Raw genomic sequence first — 21010 nt, 5'->3', positions numbered from 1 at the left:
TGTTTGCTGTTCACAACATCGAAAGCCTCAGTGAAACGCTCTAATTCCAGTGCCGTATGGCGTTTTCAATAGAGCAGATTGTTCTGCCATACTGAATTGTGGTTACCATCCCTCGAGTCAGTTCGTCCCTCGAGTGTCAGCGTCTCGGTACGTAAACGAGTCGAACGTGGCCGGTTTCGGGGCGGGTTCACCGTTTCCGGTAGCGTAGAGGCCGACGTAGGTACCCGTGAACCCGCCCGCGACCTCCGTCGAGAGATACTTCGTCGGCATCGTCGCGAGTACGTGTTCCGATCGCTCGACCGGGTCGACGGCGAATCGGTACTCGTCGGCGGTCGCATCGATCGAGAGCGTAACTGGTCCCTCCGGTACGGCGGTTTCGGCGAGAACGTCGCTGACGCCGCCAACGGTCGCTCGAACGATCGCACGCCGATCCTCGCCCCGGCGAACGACGCCGAGCTCGTAGTGGTGAGATTCGTCGTAGAGCGCCGTCAATCCGGCCTCCCCCTTACCTTTGGGGGAGAATTTCGTTTCGGTCTCCACGCGGCACTCAAGCTGGTGCTGGCGGCGACCGACGAACGTCGACTCCCGGTCGTCGAGCGTCGCCGGGCCGCCCGAAAGTGCGAGCGTACCGTCCTCGAGAACGATCCGATCGTCGCCGACGCTGAAGCGATAGTTCCACTTCGGCCCGAGGCGGTCGCCGTCGAACGGCTCCTGTGTCGTCCACTCGGCCCGGTCGTCGCGCTCGAGGTCGGTGTCGGTGACGGACATCGTTTCTTCGATGGGGTCGCCACCGTTGACGACCGGCCAACCGTCGATCCACTCGACCGGTGCGAGGAACGTCTCGCGCCCGAGATGGTGCCAGCCAGGGTGACCGCCGCGTTTTCGGATGCCGAGGAAGACGAGCCACCACGAGCCGTCGTGGGCCTCCACGAGGTCGCCGTGACCCGTCGCCTGGATCGGGTTGTACGCCCCGCTGACGGAGCGGTGGCTCAGTATCGGGTTGCCGGGACAGGGGTCGAACGGCCCGGTCGGATCGTCCGCCCTGGCTGCACAGACCATGTGGCGGGTGTGGGTACCGCCTTCCGCGACCAGGAGGTAATAGGTTCCGTCGACCTCGTACAGATGTGGCGCTTCCGTGTAGTCGGCTACCAGCCGCCGACAGAGGTGACGTGACTCGCCGATCTCGCCGGTCTCGAGGTCGATATCCGCCTGCTCGATCCCGTCTGGACCGCTCCGGTACGTAAAGTAGACTGTCCCGTCGTCCCAGAACAGGTCCGGATCGATCCCCGGCGCGTCGACCCACGTCGGCTCCGACCACTCGCCGCGCGGATCGTCCGCAGTGACGAAGAAGTGCCCGCCCGCGGAGACGTTCGTCGTCACCATGTAGAAGGTCCCGTCGTGATACCGCAGCGTCGGCGCGTAGATCCCATTAGAAGGGGCGACGTCTTCGAGATCGAGCTGGTCTTCGCGCGTGAGACAGTGACCGATCGGCTCCCAGTCGACGAGGTTTCGGCTGTGATACAGCGGGACGCCGGGCGCGTACTCGAACGAACTCGTCGCCAGGTAGTAGTCCTCGCCGACGCGACATACCGTCGGATCCGGATGAAACCCCGGAATGACAGGATTTTCGTACTCCATGATCGAGCGTAACTCAACCGAACGATATAGTTCTACGGTCTCGCGAACGTCGAACGCGACAGTAGTCCCCCCAAACCTGACCGTCGCGTCCCGCTTGGGATGGAAGGCGGTCGTACGGTTCTCCCCAACCACGAGTTTTATGCGGATCTGTCTCACAGAAGTGGACGATGGTTCACGCGACTGCCTCGAGCGAAGCGATCGATCCGGACGACGTCACGGTCGCCTACGTCGGCGGCGGCAGCCGGCAGTGGGCACCGAACCTCATTCAGGATCTCGCCCAGTCGGGGCTTGACGGGCGGGTTCGACTCTACGACGAATACGAGGAGAGTGCGAAACGCAACGCCCGCTTTGGAAACTGGGTACAGTCCCGCGAGGGTGCCGTCGCCGACTGGACGTACGAGGCGGCGGAGTCACTCGCCGGGGCACTCGCCGGCGCAGATATCGTCGTCCTGTCGACACAGTACGATCCGGCGGAGACGTTCGTCCACGATTTGGACGTCCCCAGACGATACGGCATCTACGGCGCAGTCTCGGCGACGATCGGCCCCGGCGGCATCATGCGCGCGATGCGGACGGTGCCGCTGTACCGCGAGTTCGCGGCCGCAATCGCCGAACGCTGTCCCGACGCCTGGGTGTTCAACTACACCAACCCCGTCCACTTCGTGACGCGGGCACTCTACGACGAGTATCCCGATATCAACGCGCTCGGGCTCTGTCACGAGGTGCTTGGGACGCGCCACCGCCTCGCACGGTACGCCCGTGAACACCTCGGAATGGCCGACGCGACGCGTGAAGACGTCTCGGTCAACGTCAAGGGGATCAACCACTTCACCTGGGTCGACGAGGCTCGATGCAAGGGCGTCGACCTCTGGCCGACGCTCGAGGAACTTCGTGACGGCGAGGAGGGTCACCAGGAGTTTACCGCATCGGATCTCGCCGACGAGAGCGTCTTCGTCGACAACTGGCAGGTGACCTGGGAGCTGTTCCGCCAGTTCGGGATCCTCCCTGCGGCGGGCGATCGCCACCTCGTCGAGTACGCGACCTGGTTCATCCAGGACGGCAAGGAGGGGCTCAACCGGTGGGGCGTCAAGCGAACCGGAAGCGACTACCGCGCCAAACACTGGACGCCCGCGGAGTCAGAGCAGACGACCGACGTCGACGCCTGGATGGCGGGCGATCGGGAGTTCGAACTGACGGAGTCGAACGAGGTCTTCGTCGATATCGCCGAAACCCTCGCCGGTGACGGTTCCTACGTGACCAACCTCAACCTTCCGAACGTCGGGCAGGTTTCGGACCTCCAGGACGACGCCATCGTCGAGACGAACGCCGTCGTCCGTGCCGGCGAGGTGAAACCGGTCGCAGCCGGCGGCTTCCCGCGTCCGGTCCGGGCGCTCGTCCGGGGCCACGTCGAGACCATTGAAACGGTGATCGAGGCCTCGGCGGACGGGGACCTCGACGCCGCGTTCGAAGGCTTTCTCATCGATCAACAGGTGCGAACTCTCCAGACGGAGGCGGCTCGAGAGCTGTTCGCCGAACTCGTCGACATCCAACGGGAGTACCTCGAGTCGTGGGACCTCGAGGAGTCGACCGTGCTCGCGGGGTCGTCGGCGTGTTCGGTCGACTGATCGTCGGCCGCAGGTCGATTTCTGTCCGGATATATTCGGCGGGAATTCGGGATTGAAAGGCAAGTAGTGCGAATGAAGATCCTCCGACCGTGAGCGAGAATCACACCAGAGGGGCGGAGAACAGACGTGACCCGTGAGAAACGGCGTGAGTGAGAACCGGACTGTGCGATGGGTGTAACTCGTTTCAGCTGTGACGGTACGCCTGCCGATGACGTTGCTTCGACAGTTCGAGACAGATTGAGAGGAGAGAGGCCGGTGATCCGATTACCGCTAGACCGGTTCGTCGTTGTCGACGGATTTCGCGTGGCGGGCACGAATCCGCGGGTTGCTGATCCGGTCGAGCGACTGGGCTAAGAGGATGAGTCCCATCGAAAGCATGATGATGAACACCGTCGGCGCCATGATGTAGTGGACCTGACTCAGTGTGAACAACGCGTTCGCCTGCTCGGCGTTTCTGAGGACGACACCCCAGTTCCGGCTACTGACCGGCAGGAAGCCCAGGTAGTAGAGGGCGACCGAAGAGAAGATGATGTTTCTGGCGTGGTTCGCGAGGTTGATGAGGACGTACGGCCAGATGTTCGGGAGGATATCCTTCAGGATCGTCGAAACCGTTCCGACGCCCATCGCGCGGGCGGCTTCGACGTACTCCTGACTCCTGACCTTCAGCACTTCCGAACGGATCGACCGGCCGAGACCACCCCAGGCTGCAACCGAGAGCACGAGGCCGACCACCGCGGGGTGGCGGGGTTCGACGATCGCAGCGATGACGATGACCAAGGGGAGCCCCGGGATCGAGACGACGGTGTCACAGATCGTCATCAGGAATCGGTCGGTGCCGCCCCCGCGGAAACCGGCGACCGCTCCGACGCTGACGCCGAGAATGACCGTCGCCAGCGCGCCCGCGGTGATCATGATCAGGACAGGTGTCGTTCCAGTGACCATCAGCGAGAGAAGGTCGACACCCGTGTCCGTCGTTCCGAGCGGGTGTGCGAGGGTTCCGGGCGATTCCCAGCTCTCGAACGTCGCAGTCGAGCTGTGGACGAACCGCGGACCGATCGTCCCGAGGGCGACGAACGAGAGGATGATGATGATCCCCGCAGCACCGCGCCAGTCGTTCAACACGATCTTTGCCGGCGCGTAGATGGAGCGATCGAACTTTCGATACAACGCATCCTTCCGACTGACGTCGCTTGCGGCCTCCTCTCCGAAGAAGGCGTGAGTCGTCGACCCACCGTCGGCGCGTTTCTCGTTTCCGTTCGTGAACCGTTTGAAGGTGCGTTTGAGCTGCGTTCTGAGCGGGACGCCGGTCGAACTACCGTACACCTCCATCCCATCACCGCCCGTCTTCGCACGCGGGTCGACGCGGCTGTACGTGAGGTCCGCGATGAACATGGAGATAACGACAGTGATACAGATGACCGTAAACCCACCGACCATGAGCGGGTAGTCACGAGCCTCGACACCCTCGAACATGTACCACCCCATCCCACGGTACTGGAAAATCTCCTCTAAGATGATCGTCCCACCGAACATGAAGCCAACGGTGAGCAAGAGTCCGGTGTAAAGCGGGAGCAACGCGTTTCGCATGACGTACCGGAGTGCGATCCGCGTCGGCGGCAGCCCCCGGAGACGAGCGACGCGTATGTGATCCGCTCCGAGGACGCTTATCGAGTTTCCGCGCATCGCGAGCGACGCGGCCGCACCCGTGACGATCAACGAGATGATCGGTAACGCGGCGTGGTGTAACGCCCCCAGGACGAACTCCGGATTGAGGCCGATCTCCGCGGTGCCGGGATATCGCGAACTGGTCGGGAACCAGCCGAGCTGGTAGGAAAAGACGAACAGGAGTACCAGTGCAGCGACGTAGTACGGCGTCGAGCTTTCGATGACCGCAACGGCGGTCATGGCCGTATCGAACTTCGATCCTTCGTAGTAGGCCATAATCGCGCCGATACAGATACTCGTCACGAAGGTGATGGCCATCGCGATGGACATGTAAAAGATCGTCCACGGAATCGCTTCGGCGAGGATCTGATTGACCGTGTCGTTCTGTGAGAGCGAGTAGCCCAGATCGCCCTGTAATAACGCCGACATGTACTCGACGTACTGGACGTGCATCGGGGCCTCGGGGTTGATGTTTATCTGTAACTCGACGAGTCGCCGAGCAGCGTCCGGATTGTTCGGATTGTCCGCCAACATCTGGGCGTACATCGCCTCGAACGGATTTCCGGGCATGAGCCGGACCAGTACAAACGTCAGATGGAAGACCACGAGTACGGTCAACACGCTTTGGCCGACTCGCTTGATAAGCCAATTGGTCATCGATTAATACTGATGAACTGCGTCCCTGCCCTAATAAAATTACTGTTCCAACCTGTAGTCGAACTGGATAGTCGCGGATCGAACCGCCGCCCATCGAATGCAGCATGTGACCAACTCACGATGAATATTCTTACATAGCGAAAGAGATTCTGTATAATTGGAGTAGCGTTTCCACTCAGGATAAACATGCCCATCCCCGAAGAACTGCGTTTTCGCCAGGCGGCTTACGGATCAAATTACACCCGTATGGCTGTAATACGCTGGAGGAAGCTCTGGTACCAAGGTGGTCTCGAGGACTCAAATGGCGATTCCCACCGGAAAACATAATTCTGTATTAGAGAACTTAGTTCTCCCATAACATATTCTCGTTTTAATTGGCTTATACAGAATCACGTAACAACCCGGGCGGTCGTCGTGTCCGACCTCGCTCACTGTCAGAAATACTAAGACGGTCGGATACCTCGGTCCGACTGTGACGCCAGAACTGTCATCTCCCAACTATCTGGATGCATCGGAACCCGTCTCGGCTCGAGTCGAGGACCTCCTCGAGCGGATGACGCTCGAAGAGAAAGCCGCACAGCTCGGCTCGGTCAACGCGGACCGACTGCTCGAGGACGGCGAGATCGACGACGACGCCGTCGAGGAATGGCTCGGCGAGGGAATCGGCCACTTCACCAGACTGGGCGGCGAAGGCGGGCTCTCGCCGTCCGAGGCCGCACGGGTCACGGACGAACTCCAGTCGTACCTGCGCGAGGAGACGCGACTCGGCGTTCCAGCGATTCCACACGAGGAGTGTCTCAGCGGCTACATGGGGCCCGAAGCGACGACGTTTCCGCAGATGCTCGGGATGGCGAGTGCGTGGAATCCAGACCTGCTGGAGACGGTTACCGGGACGATCCGGGGAGAACTCGAGGGGATCGGCACGGTACACGCACTCTCGCCGGTACTCGACGTGGCTCGCGACCTTCGGTGGGGTCGCGTCGAAGAGACGTTCGGTGAGGACCCGTATATGGTCGCGAGAATGGCGTGTGCGTACGTCTCGGGGCTTCAGGGCGACGGTCGGGACGACGGAATCACGGCGACGCTGAAACACTTCGTCGGCCACGGCGCGACCGACGGCGGGAAGAACCGCTCGTCGCTGAACGTCGGGCCGCGGGAGCTTCGTGAAGTCCACCTCTTCCCGTACGAGGCGACGATCAGCGAGGCGAACGCCGAATCGGTGATGAACGCCTATCACGACATAGACGGCGTTCCGTGTGCGAGCTCGGAGTGGTTGCTCACCGACGTCCTCAGGGGCGAGTTCGGCTTCGACGGCACTGTCGTCTCCGACTACTACAGCGTCCGTCACCTGGTGACCGAACACAACACTGCGAACACCAAACTCGAGGCGGCCGTTCAGGCGCTCGAGGCGGGTATCGACGTCGAGTTGCCGTACACGGAGTACTACGGCGAACACCTGGTCGAGGCCGTCGAATCCGGCGAACTCGCCGAGGAGACACTCGACGAGTCCGTCCGACGCGTCCTCCGCGAGAAGTTCCGCAAGGGCGTCTTCGACGAGTGGTCCGTCGACGAAGACGCCGCTGCCGACGCCTTCCACACCGAGGGTGCGCGTTCGGTCGCACGGGACGCTGCCCGCGAGTCGATGACTCTGCTGAAAAACGACGACGACCTCCTGCCACTCGAGGCCGACTCCGTCGCCGTAATCGGCCCGAAAGCCGACGATCGAAAGGAACTGATGGGCGACTACGCCTACGCCGCCCACTACCCCGAAGAGGAGTACGAGTCGGACGCGATTACACCGCTCGCAGCGCTCGAATCCCGCGACGGCGTCTCGGTCAACTACGAGCAGGGATGTACGATCTCCGGCCCCTCGACCGACGGGCTCGATGCGGCGGCCGACGCCGCTGTGGAGTCCGACGTGGCGCTCGCGTTCGTCGGTGCCCGTTCTGCAGTCGACTTCTCCGACGTCGACGCCGACAAGGCGGAGAGACCGAGCGTCCCAACGAGCGGCGAGGGGTGTGACGTCACCGATCTCGGCCTGCCTGGCGTCCAGTCGGAACTCGTCGACCGACTGCTCGAGACCGACACCCCGGTCGTCGTCGTTCTCGTCAGCGGCAAGCCACACGCGATTCCGGAGATCGCCGAACAAGCGCCGGCGATCCTCGCCGCGTGGCTACCCGGCGACGAGGGCGGCTCCGCCATTGCCGACGTCCTCTTCGGCGAGTACAACCCCGGTGGGAAACTGCCCGTCTCCCTCCCGAAATCGGTCGGCCAGCTTCCGGTCTACTACAATCGCAAGGAAAACACCGCGAACAAGACCTACGTCTACACAGACAGCGACCCCGTCTATCCCTTCGGCCACGGGTTGAGTTACACCGAGTTCGAGTACGATGACCTCTCGCTCTCCGCGGAGAGTGTCACGCCGCTCGGAACCGTCACCGCGAGCGTCACCGTCACCAACGTCGGCGAGCGAGCGGGCGACGAGGTCGTCCAGCTCTACACCCGCGCGACGAACCCGAGTCAGGCCCGCCCCGTCACGGAGCTTCGGGGATTCGAGCGCGTCTCGCTCGAGCCCGGCGAGTCCAAACGCGTCAGCTTCGAGCTGTCGGCGACCCAGCTCGCCTACCACGACCTCGAGATGACCCTCACCGTCGAGGAAGGCCCCTACGAGGTCCAGATCGGTCGGTCGTCGACTGACGTCGTCGCAACGGCGGAACTCGAGGTGACGGGAACCAAACGCGTTCCGAAGACCGCCCGGACGTACTTCACCGAGACGGACGTCGAGCCCGAAGCGGAGTAATCGAGGCGGCTCGTCGACTTTCGATCAGATACTCGCCGGTATCCGGTCAGAAGCCGTACAGTTCCTTCGGCCGATCGTACGCGAGGTGGGAAACGACGTCGTGAGCGACGTCCATCGGCATCTGACCGCGCTCGACCTGTCGACCGACGACGTTCGCAAGCGAGCGTCGGAACATCTCGAAGCGCGAGCCGTACGACAGTAGCTTTCGCGAGTCGCTGACCATCCCGGCGTGTTCGTAGAGGAGTTCGACGGTTCCCGCGTACTCGAGTTGGCGTTCCATCCCGAACGGGCTGTCGTTGAACCACCAGGCGGGACCGATGGAGACGTTCGGAAACACCCGCGCCATCGTCGCCATCGTCGGGTAGTGGGTCGGATCGAGCGCGTAGAGGATGACCTCGGTCTCGCCGTCGAGCCGGTTGAGCAGGTACCCGAGCGAATCCGTGAGTTCGACCTCGCCCGTCGACACGTCGCCGCCCGCCGCTGGCCCTATCCGCTCGTACAGCGTCGAACGGTAGTTTCGAACCGGGCCGATATGAAGCTGGGTGACCCACCCTTTCTCGGCGTTTAGCTCGCCGACGTACTCGAGGAGAAACGCCTGGAAGTCCTCGATGTCGCGGTCAGTGACCGATCCGCCCGCGAGCGCTCTCTCGTAGACCGCACGGGCTCGTGATTCGTCGACCGGGCGGGAAACCGGTTGGCGGACGCTTACGTCGCTCGCTCGACAGCCCCGTTTCGCGAAGTAGTCGTGACTCGCCGACAGCGCCTCGAGAAAGCCGGCGAATCCGTCGGTTTCGATCCCGGTCGCATCCTCGAGGTCCGCGACGAAATCGCCGAACGCCGCGCAGTCGACTGTCAGCGCGCGGTCAGCCCGCCACGTCGGGACGACGTCGACGCCGGAGACCTCGTCGACGGCGCGCTCGTGGTACTCGAGGGAGGACGTGGGGTCGTCGGTGCTGGCGACGACCTCGACGCCCATCTCGCGAAGCAGGGGTTGTGGTCGCATCTCCGGATCCGACAGCTGTGCGCTCGTCTCGACCCATATCTCGTCGGCCGTCTCCGCCGAGATCGGCGTCTCGATCCCGAACCGCCGTTTCAGATCGAGGTGGACCCACTCGTAGGTCGGGTTGCCGGCGAACGTCGGGAACGCCTCGGCGAGTGCGTTCCACTTCTCCCGGTTCGACGCGTCGCCGGTGATCAACTCCTCGTCGATTCCGCGATTGCGCATCAGCGCCCAGACGTAGTGATCCGTCGACGCCTCGGCCTCCCAGATGTCACTCCACCCGTCGTTTTCGACGATCTCGGCGACGTCCGCGTGGGTGTGTGGATCGACGATCGGCCGATCCGCGATCGCCTCGTACAGCGTCCGTGCGGCGTCCGTCTCGAGCAGGTAGCCGTCGTCGAGAAATCCCATATACAGGTGTCTTCAGCGAGACGAGCATAAAACTACGGATACACCCGGGGGTGGACGCCACGAGTCGTTCGTCCTCGAGGCGGTCGCGAATCTCGGCCTCGAGACAGTCGCGGATCTCGACCACGCCTCGAGATCGATACGGGCCGCGTCGACCCGTTCTCCGGGGCCGTCTGGGGGTGTCGAAACGATCAACTATTTAGTTTGGTTTTCCTATATACGAACCGATGACCGAATCCGATTCGACCGACCTGACGTTCGGGTGTCAGGTGGTCACGTACGGCGACGTCGAGCGGACGATCGAACAGGCCGTCCAGGCGGAGACCGCCGGCTTCGATCTGCTCACCGTTCCCGACCACCTGTTTCACCCGACGGGATCCGAGGAGTTTCTCGTCGATCCACCCTGGGAGGGGTTTACCGTCCTGGGGGCGATCGCACAGCGAACCGAGAACGCGACGTTGATGCCCGGTGTCACCGACTCGGTTCGACGCCACCCTACCGAACTGGCCCACGCGATCGCGACGCTCGACCGAATGAGCGGCGGCCGTGCAGGACTGGGCATCGGCGCGGGCGAGGCGTTCAACTTCGTCCCGATCGAGGACATCGACTGGGACGATCCGTTCACCCGGTTCGTCGAGGCCGTCAAGATCGTCGACGGCCTCTGGACATCCGAGGCGGAGTCGCCGTTTTCCTTCGACGGCGATCACTTCAGTCTCGAGAACGCCCACATGGGACTGAAGCCGGCTCAAAAACCCCGCCCGCCGCTGTGGGTCGGCGGCTACGGTCGAAGCATGCGCGGGTTCGCCGGTGCGTTCGCCGACGGCTGGATCCCGTGGATCTACTCGCCGGATCAGTACGAGGCGGACCTCGAGCGGGTCCTCTCCGTCGCCGAGGATCGTGGTCGGGATCCGGACTCGCTCGATCGTGCGGTGATGGTTCCGACGACCGTCACCGAGGACGCGGACGAAGCCCGCGAACTCGCAATCGAACGCAATCGGACGAGTCTGGCCCTTCGCCCGCCGTTGCTCGCCGAGATGGGCTACGGGGAGATCGCCGAGGAGACGCCGATCATGTGGGAGATGGCATTCGACGACAAACAGGAACGACAGTTGCTCTCGGCGGCCGAACGCATTCCCGACGAGGCCGTCGACGAGGTATGCGTCTCCGGCGACCCCGAGCGGGCGATCGAACGGATCGAGGCGTTCACTGACGCCGGCGTCGACACCCTGATCCTCATCCCCGTCGGCGACTTCGAGGAAACCATCTCACACTACGAAGAAACCATTATTCCGCACTTTCAGGGGGAATAAACCGATCGGCCCGGCGAAGTCGGTTCACGATTCCCACACACTCGAGCACGAACGACCAGCCGCCGTCGAACCGGTTCAGAGACACCGGTCTGCAACCACCCGTCACTCGCCGCGCGTCTCGGCGCGACGGGCACGGAGCATTCCACGGAGGTAGCCGACGGTGTACGCCCGACCGCGGTGTTCCCAGTCGGTGTCGTCCTCGAGGTGAGGCGTGTGATCGGGGATCATCATGCCGTCGAAGCCGACCGAATCGAGTGTGGAGAGCAGTTCGTACTCGTCGTAGTTGCCCTCGTCGACGAACGTCTCGTGAAACGCCGGCACTGTCCCCTCGACGTCCCGGAAGTGGACGTAGCCGATCTCGTCGCGCTCGCCGAAGTACCGGATCACCTCGGGGAGGTCCTCGCCCATCTGGGACCAACAGCCCAGACAGAGGTCGAGTTTGTGATTGTCACTCGGGACGAGATCCATCGCCCGCTTGAAGTTCTCGAAGTTTCGAAACAGCTGTGGGACGCCACCGAGCCGCTCCATCGGCGGATCGCTGGGGTGAAGACAGAGGTCGACACCGGCCTCCTCGGCGACCGGGAGCACCGCCTCGAGGAAGTACTCGTAGTTCTCCCAGAGTTCCGCCTCGGTGTACTCGCGGTCGTGGGTGAGCGTCGAGTCGAGTTCGCCGGCGTCGAACGCGGAGACGAAGGCACCACCGCGAACCGACGTCGATCCGGTTCGCCAGACGCCGGCCGGTGCCCAGTGGTAACCGAAGATGGGAATCCCCGCCTCGCCGATGTTCCGGATCGTCCGTTTCAGTTTCTCGAGTTGTTCGTCGCGTTCTGGCCCGCCGAGCATGACGTCCTCGTAAAACGAGATGGGGACGTTCTCGATAGCGTTGAGCCGGATTCCGGCGTCCTCGACGCGTTCGCGTAACGCGATCAGGTTCTCCACCGACCACTCGTCGTCGCCCTCGAGGGGCATCCGCTCGTCGTCGGGCATGTGCTCGTAGTCGGGATCGTACTGGTACATGTTCAGCAGGATATCGTCGACCCCGAGCTGTTTGACGTATCGCAGCCGTTTCTCGGTCGGATCCATGAACTGTCCGAGGCCGACCCGCATCGGTAACTCCTCGAATCGACTCACCGATCCCTCCACGTCACTGTCCGAACTCATCGACCGTAGATACCGAGTCGGCCGGGTTAAGTGATGTGGTCGCCCGTACGTCGGTGTTCGACTCCCGAGGTACTCCGGCCGATCAGGACTCGAGATTCCCTTTCGAGTCCCAGATCGCCGTCACCAGATCGACGAACACGGACGTTCTGATCGGATTGCCGTCCTCGTCGGTCGCCTCGAGCGGGCTGTCCCTGACGCTGGCGACGAACTCCTCGGTGTAGGCCCACTCCAGGAGCGATTCGCGGACGTCGAACGTGACCGTGTCGTCCTCGTCGGTGTCGAGCCAGGCGACGGCGCTCTGTCGCGGTTCGTACTCGATCGTGTACGTCTCGCCGCCGAACAGGTCGACGATCGTCTCCATCGAGCCGACCTCGAGTCGCTCCTGCTCGCCGACGAGAACGAGGGTCCCGTCGTCCACGTCGGCCCCGTACCGGATCGGTTCTGTCATCGGACGAGAATTACGTGGTCCAGACGGATATAGTTGGCTTCACGAACGGTCCGCCCCAGGCATTCGCCCGCCCGCGGATCACCGTCGCCGTTCTCGCTCCTCGAACGGGTCTCTCGAGGGGTCCCCCTCCGCAACGTCCAGATCCCGGATTCGGCGTTTGTACTCCCAGTAGCCGCCACCTCCCAACAGCGCACCGAGGACGAGTCCCATGATCGGCTCCCCGCGAACGGCAAAGAACCAGAAGCCGAGGATTCCGAGCAGGACGGATGCCCACATCGCCCGGCGGGCAAACCGGCGTTGTCGTTCCGTCGAGGTCATGCAGCTACGTTGTGCAAGCTGGCATACAACCCTTGCGGCGCGGCCCCCTTGCCAACGGGAGATGGCACCTGGTTCCCCTGTGGCCGCGGGTCGTTCGGAGGTCGCCGTGGCCGTGGGATTTATTTGCTGGCGCTCGTCTAATCGGACGATGTCGAACGAGCTAACGCTACGAGACGTTGCCGACGAACGAGGGGTCTCTCTGGGTGCGGCGATCGACCCCGATACGCTTCGTCGCGACCCGAGCTACTGGAAGACCGCCTCGAGCGAGTTCAACGTCCTCACGCCCGAGAACGCGCTGAAAATGGGGCCGCTTCGCCCGTCACGATACGCGTACGACTTCCGGGACGCCGACGCGGTCGTCGAGTTCGGAGAGAACCACGACGCAACCGTCCGCGGACACACCCTCGTCTGGCACAACCAGAAACCCGACTGGTTCCAGGCCTGGGAGTACACCCCCGACCAGCTTCGAGCGTTCCTGCGCGATCACATTCACACCGTCGTCGGGCGCTATCACGGACGGATCGACGCCTGGGACGTCGTCAACGAGGCCGTCGCGGACGACGGCTCGATGCGCAAAACGGTGTGGTACGACGCGCTCGGCGAGGAGTACCTCGCGGACGCGTTCCGGTGGGCCCGTGAGGTCGACCCGAACGTCGACCTCTACTACAACGATTACGGCGCAGACGAGGTAAACGAGAAGTCGGACGCGATCTACGACCTCCTCGAGCGACTCCTCGAACGCGACGTGCCGGTAGACGGCGTCGGGCTCCAGTTACACGCGTTAGGCGACTGGCCCGACCCCGATTCGATCGCCGAAAACGTTCGGCGATTCAACGATCTCGGTCTCGAGGTTCAGATCACCGAGATGGATGTCGCCTTTCACCAGGGCGAGGAGCCGGAAGATCCCCTCGAGGCCCAGGCGGAGTACTACAGCGAGGTCGTCGAGGCCTGTCTCGAGGCGGGCTGTGAGACGATCGTCACGTGGGGCGTCGGCGACGGAACCAGCTGGCTTCGGGGTTTCAAGGACTTCGGCGAGCGATACACCGGTGATCCGCTCCTGTTCGACGACCGCTACGAGCCGAAGCCGGCGTATCACGCCGTCAAAGACGCTCTGCAGGATTAGTAACGCAAGTGCTGTGGGGCGACCGCGCTATTCGTTTTCGTCCGCCTCGAGTTCGAGGTCGACGGTGTCGCCGCCGTCGGAGAGCGTCGCGTCGGCCGTCGCCGTGGCCTCCCCGAGCGCCGCGGTGATCTCGTACATCCCTTTGAACCCGCGAGTCTCGTAGACGCCGTCGTCGGTTTCGCCACGCTCGTCGGTCCACCACTGCTCGAAGACGAGTTCGGTGTAGGCGTCGTAAGCGGGTTTGGGCTCCCAGTCGTCGTCGAACAGCGGTGCCTCGTCGTGCCAATGCCTGCCGTCCCAAAAGCCCCACATCAGAAAGTCCGTCGTCGCCGGATGGCTGAAGACGGTCTTCAGGAACGTATAGAGGTACTCGCCTTTCTCCTCGTCGTCCCAGGTGGCTCCGTCGGTGTCGTACTCCGTAATGCGAAGGTCGGCACCGTAGTCGGCGTACGAATCCAATCCCGCCATGATTTCGTCGGGCTCGAGCGTCTCCCCGCCGCTGAAGTGACACTGCATCCCGATACCGTCGATCTCGACGCCCTCCTCGAGGAGGAACTCGATTTGATCGCGATAGCGGCTCCTCGTGGCGTTGTGCGGGCCGGCGAGGACGTTGTAGTCGTTGACGTCGACGCCGACGCCGGTGTCGGCAGCCTCGTGGTACCACTCCGCCAGAACCGGCGCCTCGACCGGGTCGACGTCGTTGCCGTCGATCGTGGTGGCGAGTTCGGGTTCGTGAATCGCCTCGTTGACCACGTCCCACTCCGCCATCTCGTCGCCGTAGTGTTCGACGATCGTCTCGAGGTGGTCGAACGTCCGCTCGCGGACGTGTTCGGGATCCTCGTCGGGATCGGTCACACCGCCTTCTTCCCACTCGATTCCCATCGCCTCGACGACGTCCGGCGGGACCGCCCAGCCGTCGACGTTCGCCCACAGGCAGGCGTGTCCGCGCATCCGCAACCCCTGTTCTAAGAGCCACTCCGTCGCCCCGTCCGCGAGTTCTCGTTCGTCCTCCCAGAAGCGCCACTTGTGGCCGTTCTCGAGGACGGCCTTGTTGAACAACTCCGGGATATACTCGCGGTACTCGTCGCCCTCCTCGGTCTCCTCGAGAAGCGTCGTCGCGTTCACCGCGGTGCCGAAACCGAACTCGTGTTCGCGCATCTCGACTGCGACTTCCGCGCCGTCGACCGGGTCGCCGTCGCCGTCGACCACCCGCACCTCGAGTTGCGCGGTCCGGTGGTCTCGGATCCGTTCGTCGGCCGCGGGTTCCCAGTTCGCACCGTCTACGGACTCACTCGCGTCGTCGTCGCCCGCGTCGGTCTCGTCGCCGGAACTGTCGTTTTCCCCGCCCTCTCCCTCGAGGCCGGCACAGCCGGCGACGGCACCCATGGCACCGATCGAGTACAACAGCGGTCGTCGACGAACACGTCTCGAGCGCTCCGGGCGGTCACCGCTCCCGGGATCATCCTCCGACATGCGAACACGTCTCGAGCGAATCGGCTTAACGTTTTTCGGCGATTCGACGACCGGGAACGCTTTTACCCCTGCTCACACACGTCCCCGTACGAATGGTCGAGACGACATACGACGACTGTTGGCTCCGGTACGACCGGGTCGAGGAGACGTTGCGTGCGGCCTACCGGGAACGGCTCTCCCACGCCTACGTCTCCGAGGGCGCGCCCGAACTCGGCGCCGTTCGGGCCGAACTTCGCCGAGGGCTCGAGGGGATGCTCGGTCGCGAACCCCACCTCTGGCAACACCCCCCGCGGTCGGTCGACTCGTTTCTGGTGATCGGCCACCCCGAGGAGATGCGACCGATCAGCGAGACGATCGACCCCGAGGAGGCGTGGGATCTCGCCGACGGCGGCTTCCTGCTCCGGACCGTCGAGTGGGAAGGCCAGGAGTGTACGGTGCTTACGGCCTCGAGCGACCGCGGGCTGGTGTACGGGACCTTCCATCTACTCCGGCTCGTCGCGACGGGCGAACCGATCGACGACCTCGACGTGTGCGAAGAGCCCGCGAACGCGAATCGTATCGTGAACCACTGGGACAACCCGTTCCGTCGATCGGTCGAGCGCGGCTACGCGGGTCAGTCGATCTTCGACTGGGAGCGTCTACCCGACCTGCGGGAGCGCTATTTCGACTACGCCCGCCTGCTCGCCTCCGTCGGCATCGACGGCATCGTCCCGAACAACGTCAACACCGGCATCCCCCCGCGCTCGACCGCCAACGACGCCGTCGCCGAACGCGCCGGCTGGCAACTTCTGAAACGGGAGAACCTCGAGAAACTCGAGGCGCTCGCATCGGTCTTTCGCCGGTACGGCATTCGAACGTACCTCTCGATCAACTACGCCGCGCCGATCCGGCTGGGCGGCCTCGACACCGCCGACCCACACGACCCCGAGGTCCAGCAGTGGTGGCAGGACAAGGTCGACGAGATCTACGAGATCGTCCCCGACTTCGGCGGCTTTCTCGTCAAGGCCGACTCCGAGGGCCAGCCCGGCCCCTACGACTACGATCGCTCTCACGCCGAAGGCGCGAACGTCCTCGGCGAAGCCTTCGAGGGCCACGACGGCCGCGTCTGGTGGCGTGCGTTCGTCTACTCCGAGCACGACGATCGCGCCGTCCAGGCCTACGAAGCGTTCGCCCATCTCGACGGCGAGTTCCACGAGAAGGTCACCGTCCAGATCAAAAACGGCCCCATCGACTTTCAGCAGCGCGAGCCCGTCTCGACGCTGTTCGGCGCGATGCCCGAAACCGACCTCGGCTGTGAACTCCAGATCACCGGCGAGTACACCGGCCAGGGCGTCCACCCCACCTCCCACGTCCCGATGTGGAAAGAAGTACTGGGGTTCGACACCCACGCCGACGGTGAGGGGACGCCCGTCAAGGACGTACTGACCGAACGCGATGGCCAGGGGATCGCCGGCGTCGGCATCGTCGGCGAAGATCCCAACTGGACCGGCAACTACCTCCTCCAGTCGAACCTCTATGGCTTCGGCCGACTCTGCTGGAACCCCGACCTCAGTACTGAAGAAATCACCGACGAGTGGGTCCGCCAGACGTTCGGCCACGACGAGGCCGTCGTCGACGCGGTCAGCGAAATCCTGCTCGACTCCTGGCAGGCCTGTATCGACTACCACACCGGCGGCATCGGCCTGATGCACATGATGTACAACGGCGAGAAAACCCTCGAGAACCACTACGACCCCGCCCCCTGGGAGTGGCCGGAGTACCACGGAGCGACCGCCGACGGGATCGGCGTCGACCGAACCACCGACGGAAGCGGCTACGCCGCCCAGTATCGCGAGCCGTTGACCGACTTCTACGACGACCCCGAGACCTGTCCCGAGGAGTTGCTGCTGTTTTTCCATCATCTCCCCTGGGAGTACGAACTCGAGGACGGAACGACGGTGATCCAGCGACTCTACGACGACCTGTACGCGGGCGCCGCGGCCGTCGACGAGCTTCGCGAGCGCTGGCTCGCACTCGAGGGGCAGGTCGACGAGCGGCGTCACCGTCACGTCGCCGAACGCTTCGACGAACACGCGCTCCAGGCGAAACGCTGGCGGGATACGCTCTGTGAGTACTTCTACGAGAAATCGGAGATTCCCGACGAACACGGTCGGGTTCCGGCGGGGTAACGGGAAGTCCTTCTGGCGGACGTCTCGTCTCCGCGCCACCGGCGGCGATCGGGGCGGATCGGTGGAGTCGAAATCGGTGGTCGTCTCATACGGATTGCTGTCCCCGTATACGGCCGGAGACGGAGAACGGGTCCCGGGTGTGGCGGTGCTGACGTACAGCGATCCGTCTCAATCCAGTTCAGAGCGATCGATTCGCCACTGACGAAGCGCTTCGGTCGTAAACGAAATCGAGTACAGCGCGGCGTATCCGAGGGCACAAATAATCAGCGCGACGACCGCGTACAGCCCCAGAAAGCCCGCGACGAAGTCGGTGTAGCGTGGCCCGGCGACCCCGGTCAGGTCGACGATCACCCCGAGGACGAACAAGAGACCGGCGACGGGAACGAGCGTGAACAGGTACGGATGCTCGAGTCGGTCCATGTACGTATCGATCATATGCTGTCTGTGGATCGCTCGGCATATCAATCATGCGGTCTCCTCCCAAACGGCGATCGACGGTGGGCGCGTCGCCCGTACGTTTATCCGTACCGGAACGCTACCCACGCGTACCGATGCCGAACCGTCCGTCGTCTCGGCCGTCAAGTTTCAGTCACCAGATCTGGATCGGGCTGTTTACCATGTCGGTCGTCCTCCTGTTGTTGCTCGGCTGGTCGTTTCTTCACCTCGAGCAGGGGACGCCGTCGTACGTGATCGGCCAGGTGAGCCTGATCGTGCTCTCGATTACGCTGATCGGAACGCTTCTCGCGATGTTCTCCGGGTGGCAACCGTTCTGACGGACCGGCGTCCTCGCCGGGAGAACGGTGTGGCACTCGAGTTCAGAAGAGCGGCCGTGTGCTGACCGATCAGGAAGAGGCTTCGTCGGCGTTCGGCGGTTCTTCGGGGGATGTCCCCCCGTAGGTCTCTTCGTCCGTGACCTCCTCGCTGTGCCAGTACTCGTGGTCGTCGACCTCGCGGAAACACTTCGTGCGGTGGTACTCCTCGCCGTCGCTCTCGTAGAGGTCGGGCGACTGGGCCCGGCAGGCCTCTCGTGCCTCCGGACAGCGGGTGTGGAACCGACAGCCAGACGGCGGGTTGGTCGCATCGGGAATGTCGATCTTTCGCACCGGCGGCGACTCGCGCATCGCCTGGGCAGCCTGCTCGGGGTCGAGTTTCGGCGTCGCCCACTGTAACACCTTGGTGTAGGGATGTTGTGGGTCGTTGATGATCTCGTCTGCCGTGCCGATCTCGACGACCTCGCCGAGGTACATGACGGCGATCTTCCCGCCAGATTTTCCGGCCAGGTAGCGGGCGTTCGCGAGGTCGTGGCTGATGAACACGAAGGAGGTGTCGAACAGCTCCTGCATCTCGAGGAAGAGATCCATCACGCCGATTCGAAGCGAGACGTCGAGGGCACTGACCGCCTCGTCGGCGAGGATGACCTCGGGTTCGACGAGCAACGCGCGGATGAGCGCGACCCGCTGTTGTTCGCCCCCGGAGAGCTGGTGGACGTACCGCTGGGAGTAATCCTCCGGCGGGCTGATCCCCGTCCGCTTTAGCATCTTGAGGATGCGTGCTCGGCGCTGGGCGTAATCGAGGTGGGGATGCCACCGTTTCAGCGGCACTGCCAGGTTCTCGAGGACCGTCCGGTAGGGGTTGAGCGCGGAGCCGGGGTCCTGATGGATGATCTGGAGGGATCGGCGGATCTCCTCGAACGTGATGTCGTCGTCCTCTCCCTCGCGTACCTCCCAGATGTCGTGGCCGCGATATTCTACCGAGCCACCTGTCGGGCGGGTGAGGCCGACCATCGTCTTCCCGAGCGTGGTCTTCCCGCAGCCGCTCTCGCCGACCAGTGCGAGCACGTCGTTCTCGCCGAGGTCGAGGTCGACGTCGTCGACGGCCCGGACGGGCGGATCTTCGGTCAACCCGAGACGGTCGCCGAGCCACGACGGTGCCATCGAACTCGTCATCGAGTTGTCCTCGAAGTGCACCTCGAGGTCGCGAATCGAGATCACCGGCTCGTCACGGGACGTCATCGATCGTCACCTCCGAACGCGAGCGGGACCGCTTCGTCCGCCCGCTCCCAGTAGTGACAGCGGACTTCGTGGCTGGCACTGACCTCGCTGAACTCGGGGTCGTCCACCGTACAGCGATCGTCGCCGAGCGGACAGCGAGGGTGATACGAACACCCCCTCGGGTGGCTGACCGGGTCGGGACTCTCGCCCTCGATCGGCCGCATCTCCTCGAGTGAGATCTCGAGATTCGGGGTCGACTTCAACAGTGCACGCGTGTATGGGTGTGATGCGTCGCCGAGGATCTCGTTCGCTTCCCCGACTTCGACGAACTCGAAGGCGTAGAGAACCGCGAGGCGGTCGGCGAATCCGGAGACGATCGGCAGGTCGTGGCTGATGAACACGAGCGTGAGGTCGTACTTGTCCCGGATGTCGTACAGCAGGTTGAGGATCGACCGTTGCATCAACAGATCGAGCGCCGCGGTCGGCTCGTCCATCACGAGCACCTCCGGCTCGAGAATCAGGCTCAACGCGATCAGCGCGCGCTGTTTCTGTCCGCCGCTCAGTTCGTGGGGAAACGACGAGAGCATCCGCTCGGGGTCGAGGTGGAGATCGGAGAACAGCTGTTTGGCACGCTCGAGCCCCTCCACTTTGTCCCAGTTGTGTGCGTCGAGGGTCTCCTCGAAGTGTTCCCCGATCGTCATCGTCGGGTTGAACGCGCTCATTGCACCCTGGAACACCATCGAGATGTGCTCCCAGCGGACCTCGCGAAGCTCCCACGGCTCGAGGTCGAGGACGTTGATCGGGTCGCCCTCTTTGGGGTAGTACGTGATTTCGCCGGTCAGAATACCGGGATCGACGACGGCGTCGAGGAGAGCGTCGGCGAACATCGACTTTCCGCTGCCGCTCTCGCCGACGACGCCGAGCGTCTCGCCGCGCTCGATGTCGATCGTGACGTCGTTCAGGACCTTCGAGACGCCCTTATCCATTTCGAACCGGACGCTGGCGTTTCGGACCGTAAGGATCGGATCGTTCGCGGATCGGCTGGTCGACTCGCGTGTATTTACGACGTTATTTGCCATCTTCGTTCACCATCCCCCCAACTCGTTCGGTCCGCCGGAGCCGTTGGCGTTCGGATTCCACGCACCAAAGCCACATGACATTGCATATCACGTTTGCGCTTGCATCATATATATCATTCCATCGGTCGACCGTCGCGTTTGCCGGC

General features: G+C 63.5%; 16 protein-coding genes. 6 read left to right on the top strand and 10 right to left on the bottom strand.

Annotated features, from left to right (window positions below):
- Positions 1 to 117: 117 nt before the first annotated feature.
- A complete protein-coding gene (locus tag FYC77_RS04705; protein WP_149080350.1) occupies positions 118 to 1638 on the bottom strand; it encodes a glycoside hydrolase family 43 protein in 1521 nt (506 codons plus the stop codon).
- A gap of 167 nt (positions 1639 to 1805) precedes the next feature.
- Between FYC77_RS04705 and FYC77_RS04700 the strand changes: the two genes are divergently transcribed.
- The gene (locus FYC77_RS04700) at positions 1806 to 3263 is read left to right on the top strand and encodes a family 4 glycosyl hydrolase (protein ID WP_149080349.1); all 1458 of its coding nucleotides are present in this window, start codon (positions 1806 to 1808) and stop codon (positions 3261 to 3263) included.
- 270 nt (positions 3264 to 3533) lie between these two features.
- Here FYC77_RS04700 and FYC77_RS20110 read toward each other — a convergent pair whose 3' ends face one another.
- A complete protein-coding gene (locus tag FYC77_RS20110) occupies positions 3534 to 5585 on the bottom strand; it encodes an ABC transporter permease subunit (RefSeq protein WP_162354472.1) in 2052 nt (683 codons plus the stop codon).
- Between the two features lie 553 nt (positions 5586 to 6138).
- Here FYC77_RS20110 and FYC77_RS04690 point away from each other — a divergent pair.
- Positions 6139 to 8385: a glycoside hydrolase family 3 N-terminal domain-containing protein gene (locus tag FYC77_RS04690; protein ID WP_149080356.1), complete on the top strand. Its 2247-nt coding sequence runs from the start codon at positions 6139 to 6141 to the stop codon at positions 8383 to 8385.
- A gap of 46 nt (positions 8386 to 8431) precedes the next feature.
- On the opposite strand, the gene uxaC is transcribed toward FYC77_RS04690, so the two are convergent.
- On the bottom strand, positions 8432 to 9796 hold the full coding sequence (gene uxaC, locus FYC77_RS04685; RefSeq protein ID WP_149080348.1) for a glucuronate isomerase: 1365 nt from the start codon (positions 9794 to 9796) through the stop codon (positions 8432 to 8434).
- A gap of 224 nt (positions 9797 to 10020) precedes the next feature.
- Here uxaC and FYC77_RS04680 point away from each other — a divergent pair, with 224 nt between their 5' ends.
- Positions 10021 to 11103, top strand: coding sequence for an LLM class flavin-dependent oxidoreductase (locus FYC77_RS04680; protein WP_149080347.1), 1083 nt, complete (start codon positions 10021 to 10023; stop codon positions 11101 to 11103).
- 102 nt (positions 11104 to 11205) lie between these two features.
- On the opposite strand, the gene FYC77_RS04675 is transcribed toward FYC77_RS04680, so the two are convergent.
- The 3 genes from FYC77_RS04675 to FYC77_RS04665 all read right to left on the bottom strand — a co-directional run bounded on the left by FYC77_RS04675 (position 11206) and on the right by FYC77_RS04665 (position 13030).
- On the bottom strand, positions 11206 to 12264 hold the full coding sequence (locus tag FYC77_RS04675; RefSeq protein ID WP_149080346.1) for a mannonate dehydratase: 1059 nt from the start codon (positions 12262 to 12264) through the stop codon (positions 11206 to 11208).
- An 82-nt stretch (positions 12265 to 12346) separates the two neighbouring features.
- Entirely contained in the window at positions 12347 to 12712 is a 366-nt protein-coding gene (locus tag FYC77_RS04670) for a hypothetical protein (protein ID WP_149080345.1), read from the bottom strand.
- A gap of 78 nt (positions 12713 to 12790) precedes the next feature.
- Entirely contained in the window at positions 12791 to 13030 is a 240-nt protein-coding gene (locus FYC77_RS04665) for a hypothetical protein (RefSeq protein WP_149080344.1), read from the bottom strand.
- 148 nt (positions 13031 to 13178) lie between these two features.
- Between FYC77_RS04665 and FYC77_RS04660 the strand changes: the two genes are divergently transcribed.
- Positions 13179 to 14153 carry an endo-1,4-beta-xylanase gene (locus FYC77_RS04660; RefSeq protein WP_149080343.1) on the top strand — a complete coding sequence of 325 codons (975 nt, stop codon included), beginning with the start codon at positions 13179 to 13181 and terminating at the stop codon, positions 14151 to 14153.
- A 27-nt stretch (positions 14154 to 14180) separates the two neighbouring features.
- On the opposite strand, the gene FYC77_RS04655 is transcribed toward FYC77_RS04660, so the two are convergent.
- Positions 14181 to 15626 carry an endo-1,4-beta-xylanase gene (locus tag FYC77_RS04655; RefSeq protein ID WP_149080342.1) on the bottom strand — a complete coding sequence of 482 codons (1446 nt, stop codon included), beginning with the start codon at positions 15624 to 15626 and terminating at the stop codon, positions 14181 to 14183.
- Between the two features lie 92 nt (positions 15627 to 15718).
- Between FYC77_RS04655 and FYC77_RS04650 the strand changes: the two genes are divergently transcribed.
- Entirely contained in the window at positions 15719 to 17794 is a 2076-nt protein-coding gene (locus tag FYC77_RS04650; RefSeq protein ID WP_149080341.1) for an alpha-glucuronidase family glycosyl hydrolase, read from the top strand.
- Between the two features lie 168 nt (positions 17795 to 17962).
- Here FYC77_RS04650 and FYC77_RS04645 read toward each other — a convergent pair whose 3' ends face one another.
- On the bottom strand, positions 17963 to 18229 hold the full coding sequence (locus FYC77_RS04645) for a hypothetical protein (protein ID WP_149080340.1): 267 nt from the start codon (positions 18227 to 18229) through the stop codon (positions 17963 to 17965).
- Between the two features lie 116 nt (positions 18230 to 18345).
- On the opposite strand from FYC77_RS04645, the gene FYC77_RS04640 reads away from it, so the two are divergent.
- Positions 18346 to 18567: a hypothetical protein gene (locus FYC77_RS04640; RefSeq protein ID WP_149080339.1), complete on the top strand. Its 222-nt coding sequence runs from the start codon at positions 18346 to 18348 to the stop codon at positions 18565 to 18567.
- Positions 18568 to 18636: 69 nt separating this feature from the next.
- Here FYC77_RS04640 and FYC77_RS04635 read toward each other — a convergent pair whose 3' ends face one another.
- A complete protein-coding gene (locus tag FYC77_RS04635; protein ID WP_149080338.1) occupies positions 18637 to 19806 on the bottom strand; it encodes an ABC transporter ATP-binding protein in 1170 nt (389 codons plus the stop codon).
- Positions 19803 to 20864, bottom strand: coding sequence for an ABC transporter ATP-binding protein (locus tag FYC77_RS04630; protein WP_149080337.1), 1062 nt, complete (start codon positions 20862 to 20864; stop codon positions 19803 to 19805). The genes FYC77_RS04635 and FYC77_RS04630 overlap by 4 nt, the downstream gene beginning before the upstream one ends.
- Positions 20865 to 21010: the final 146 nt, after the last annotated feature.

Origin of the sequence: Natrialba swarupiae, assembly GCF_008245225.1 — an archaeon.
Taxonomy (GTDB): domain Archaea; phylum Halobacteriota; class Halobacteria; order Halobacteriales; family Natrialbaceae; genus Natrarchaeobius; species Natrarchaeobius swarupiae.
Note: the sequence above shows the minus strand (reverse complement) of the source record. Positions and strands in the feature narration are given on the sequence as shown.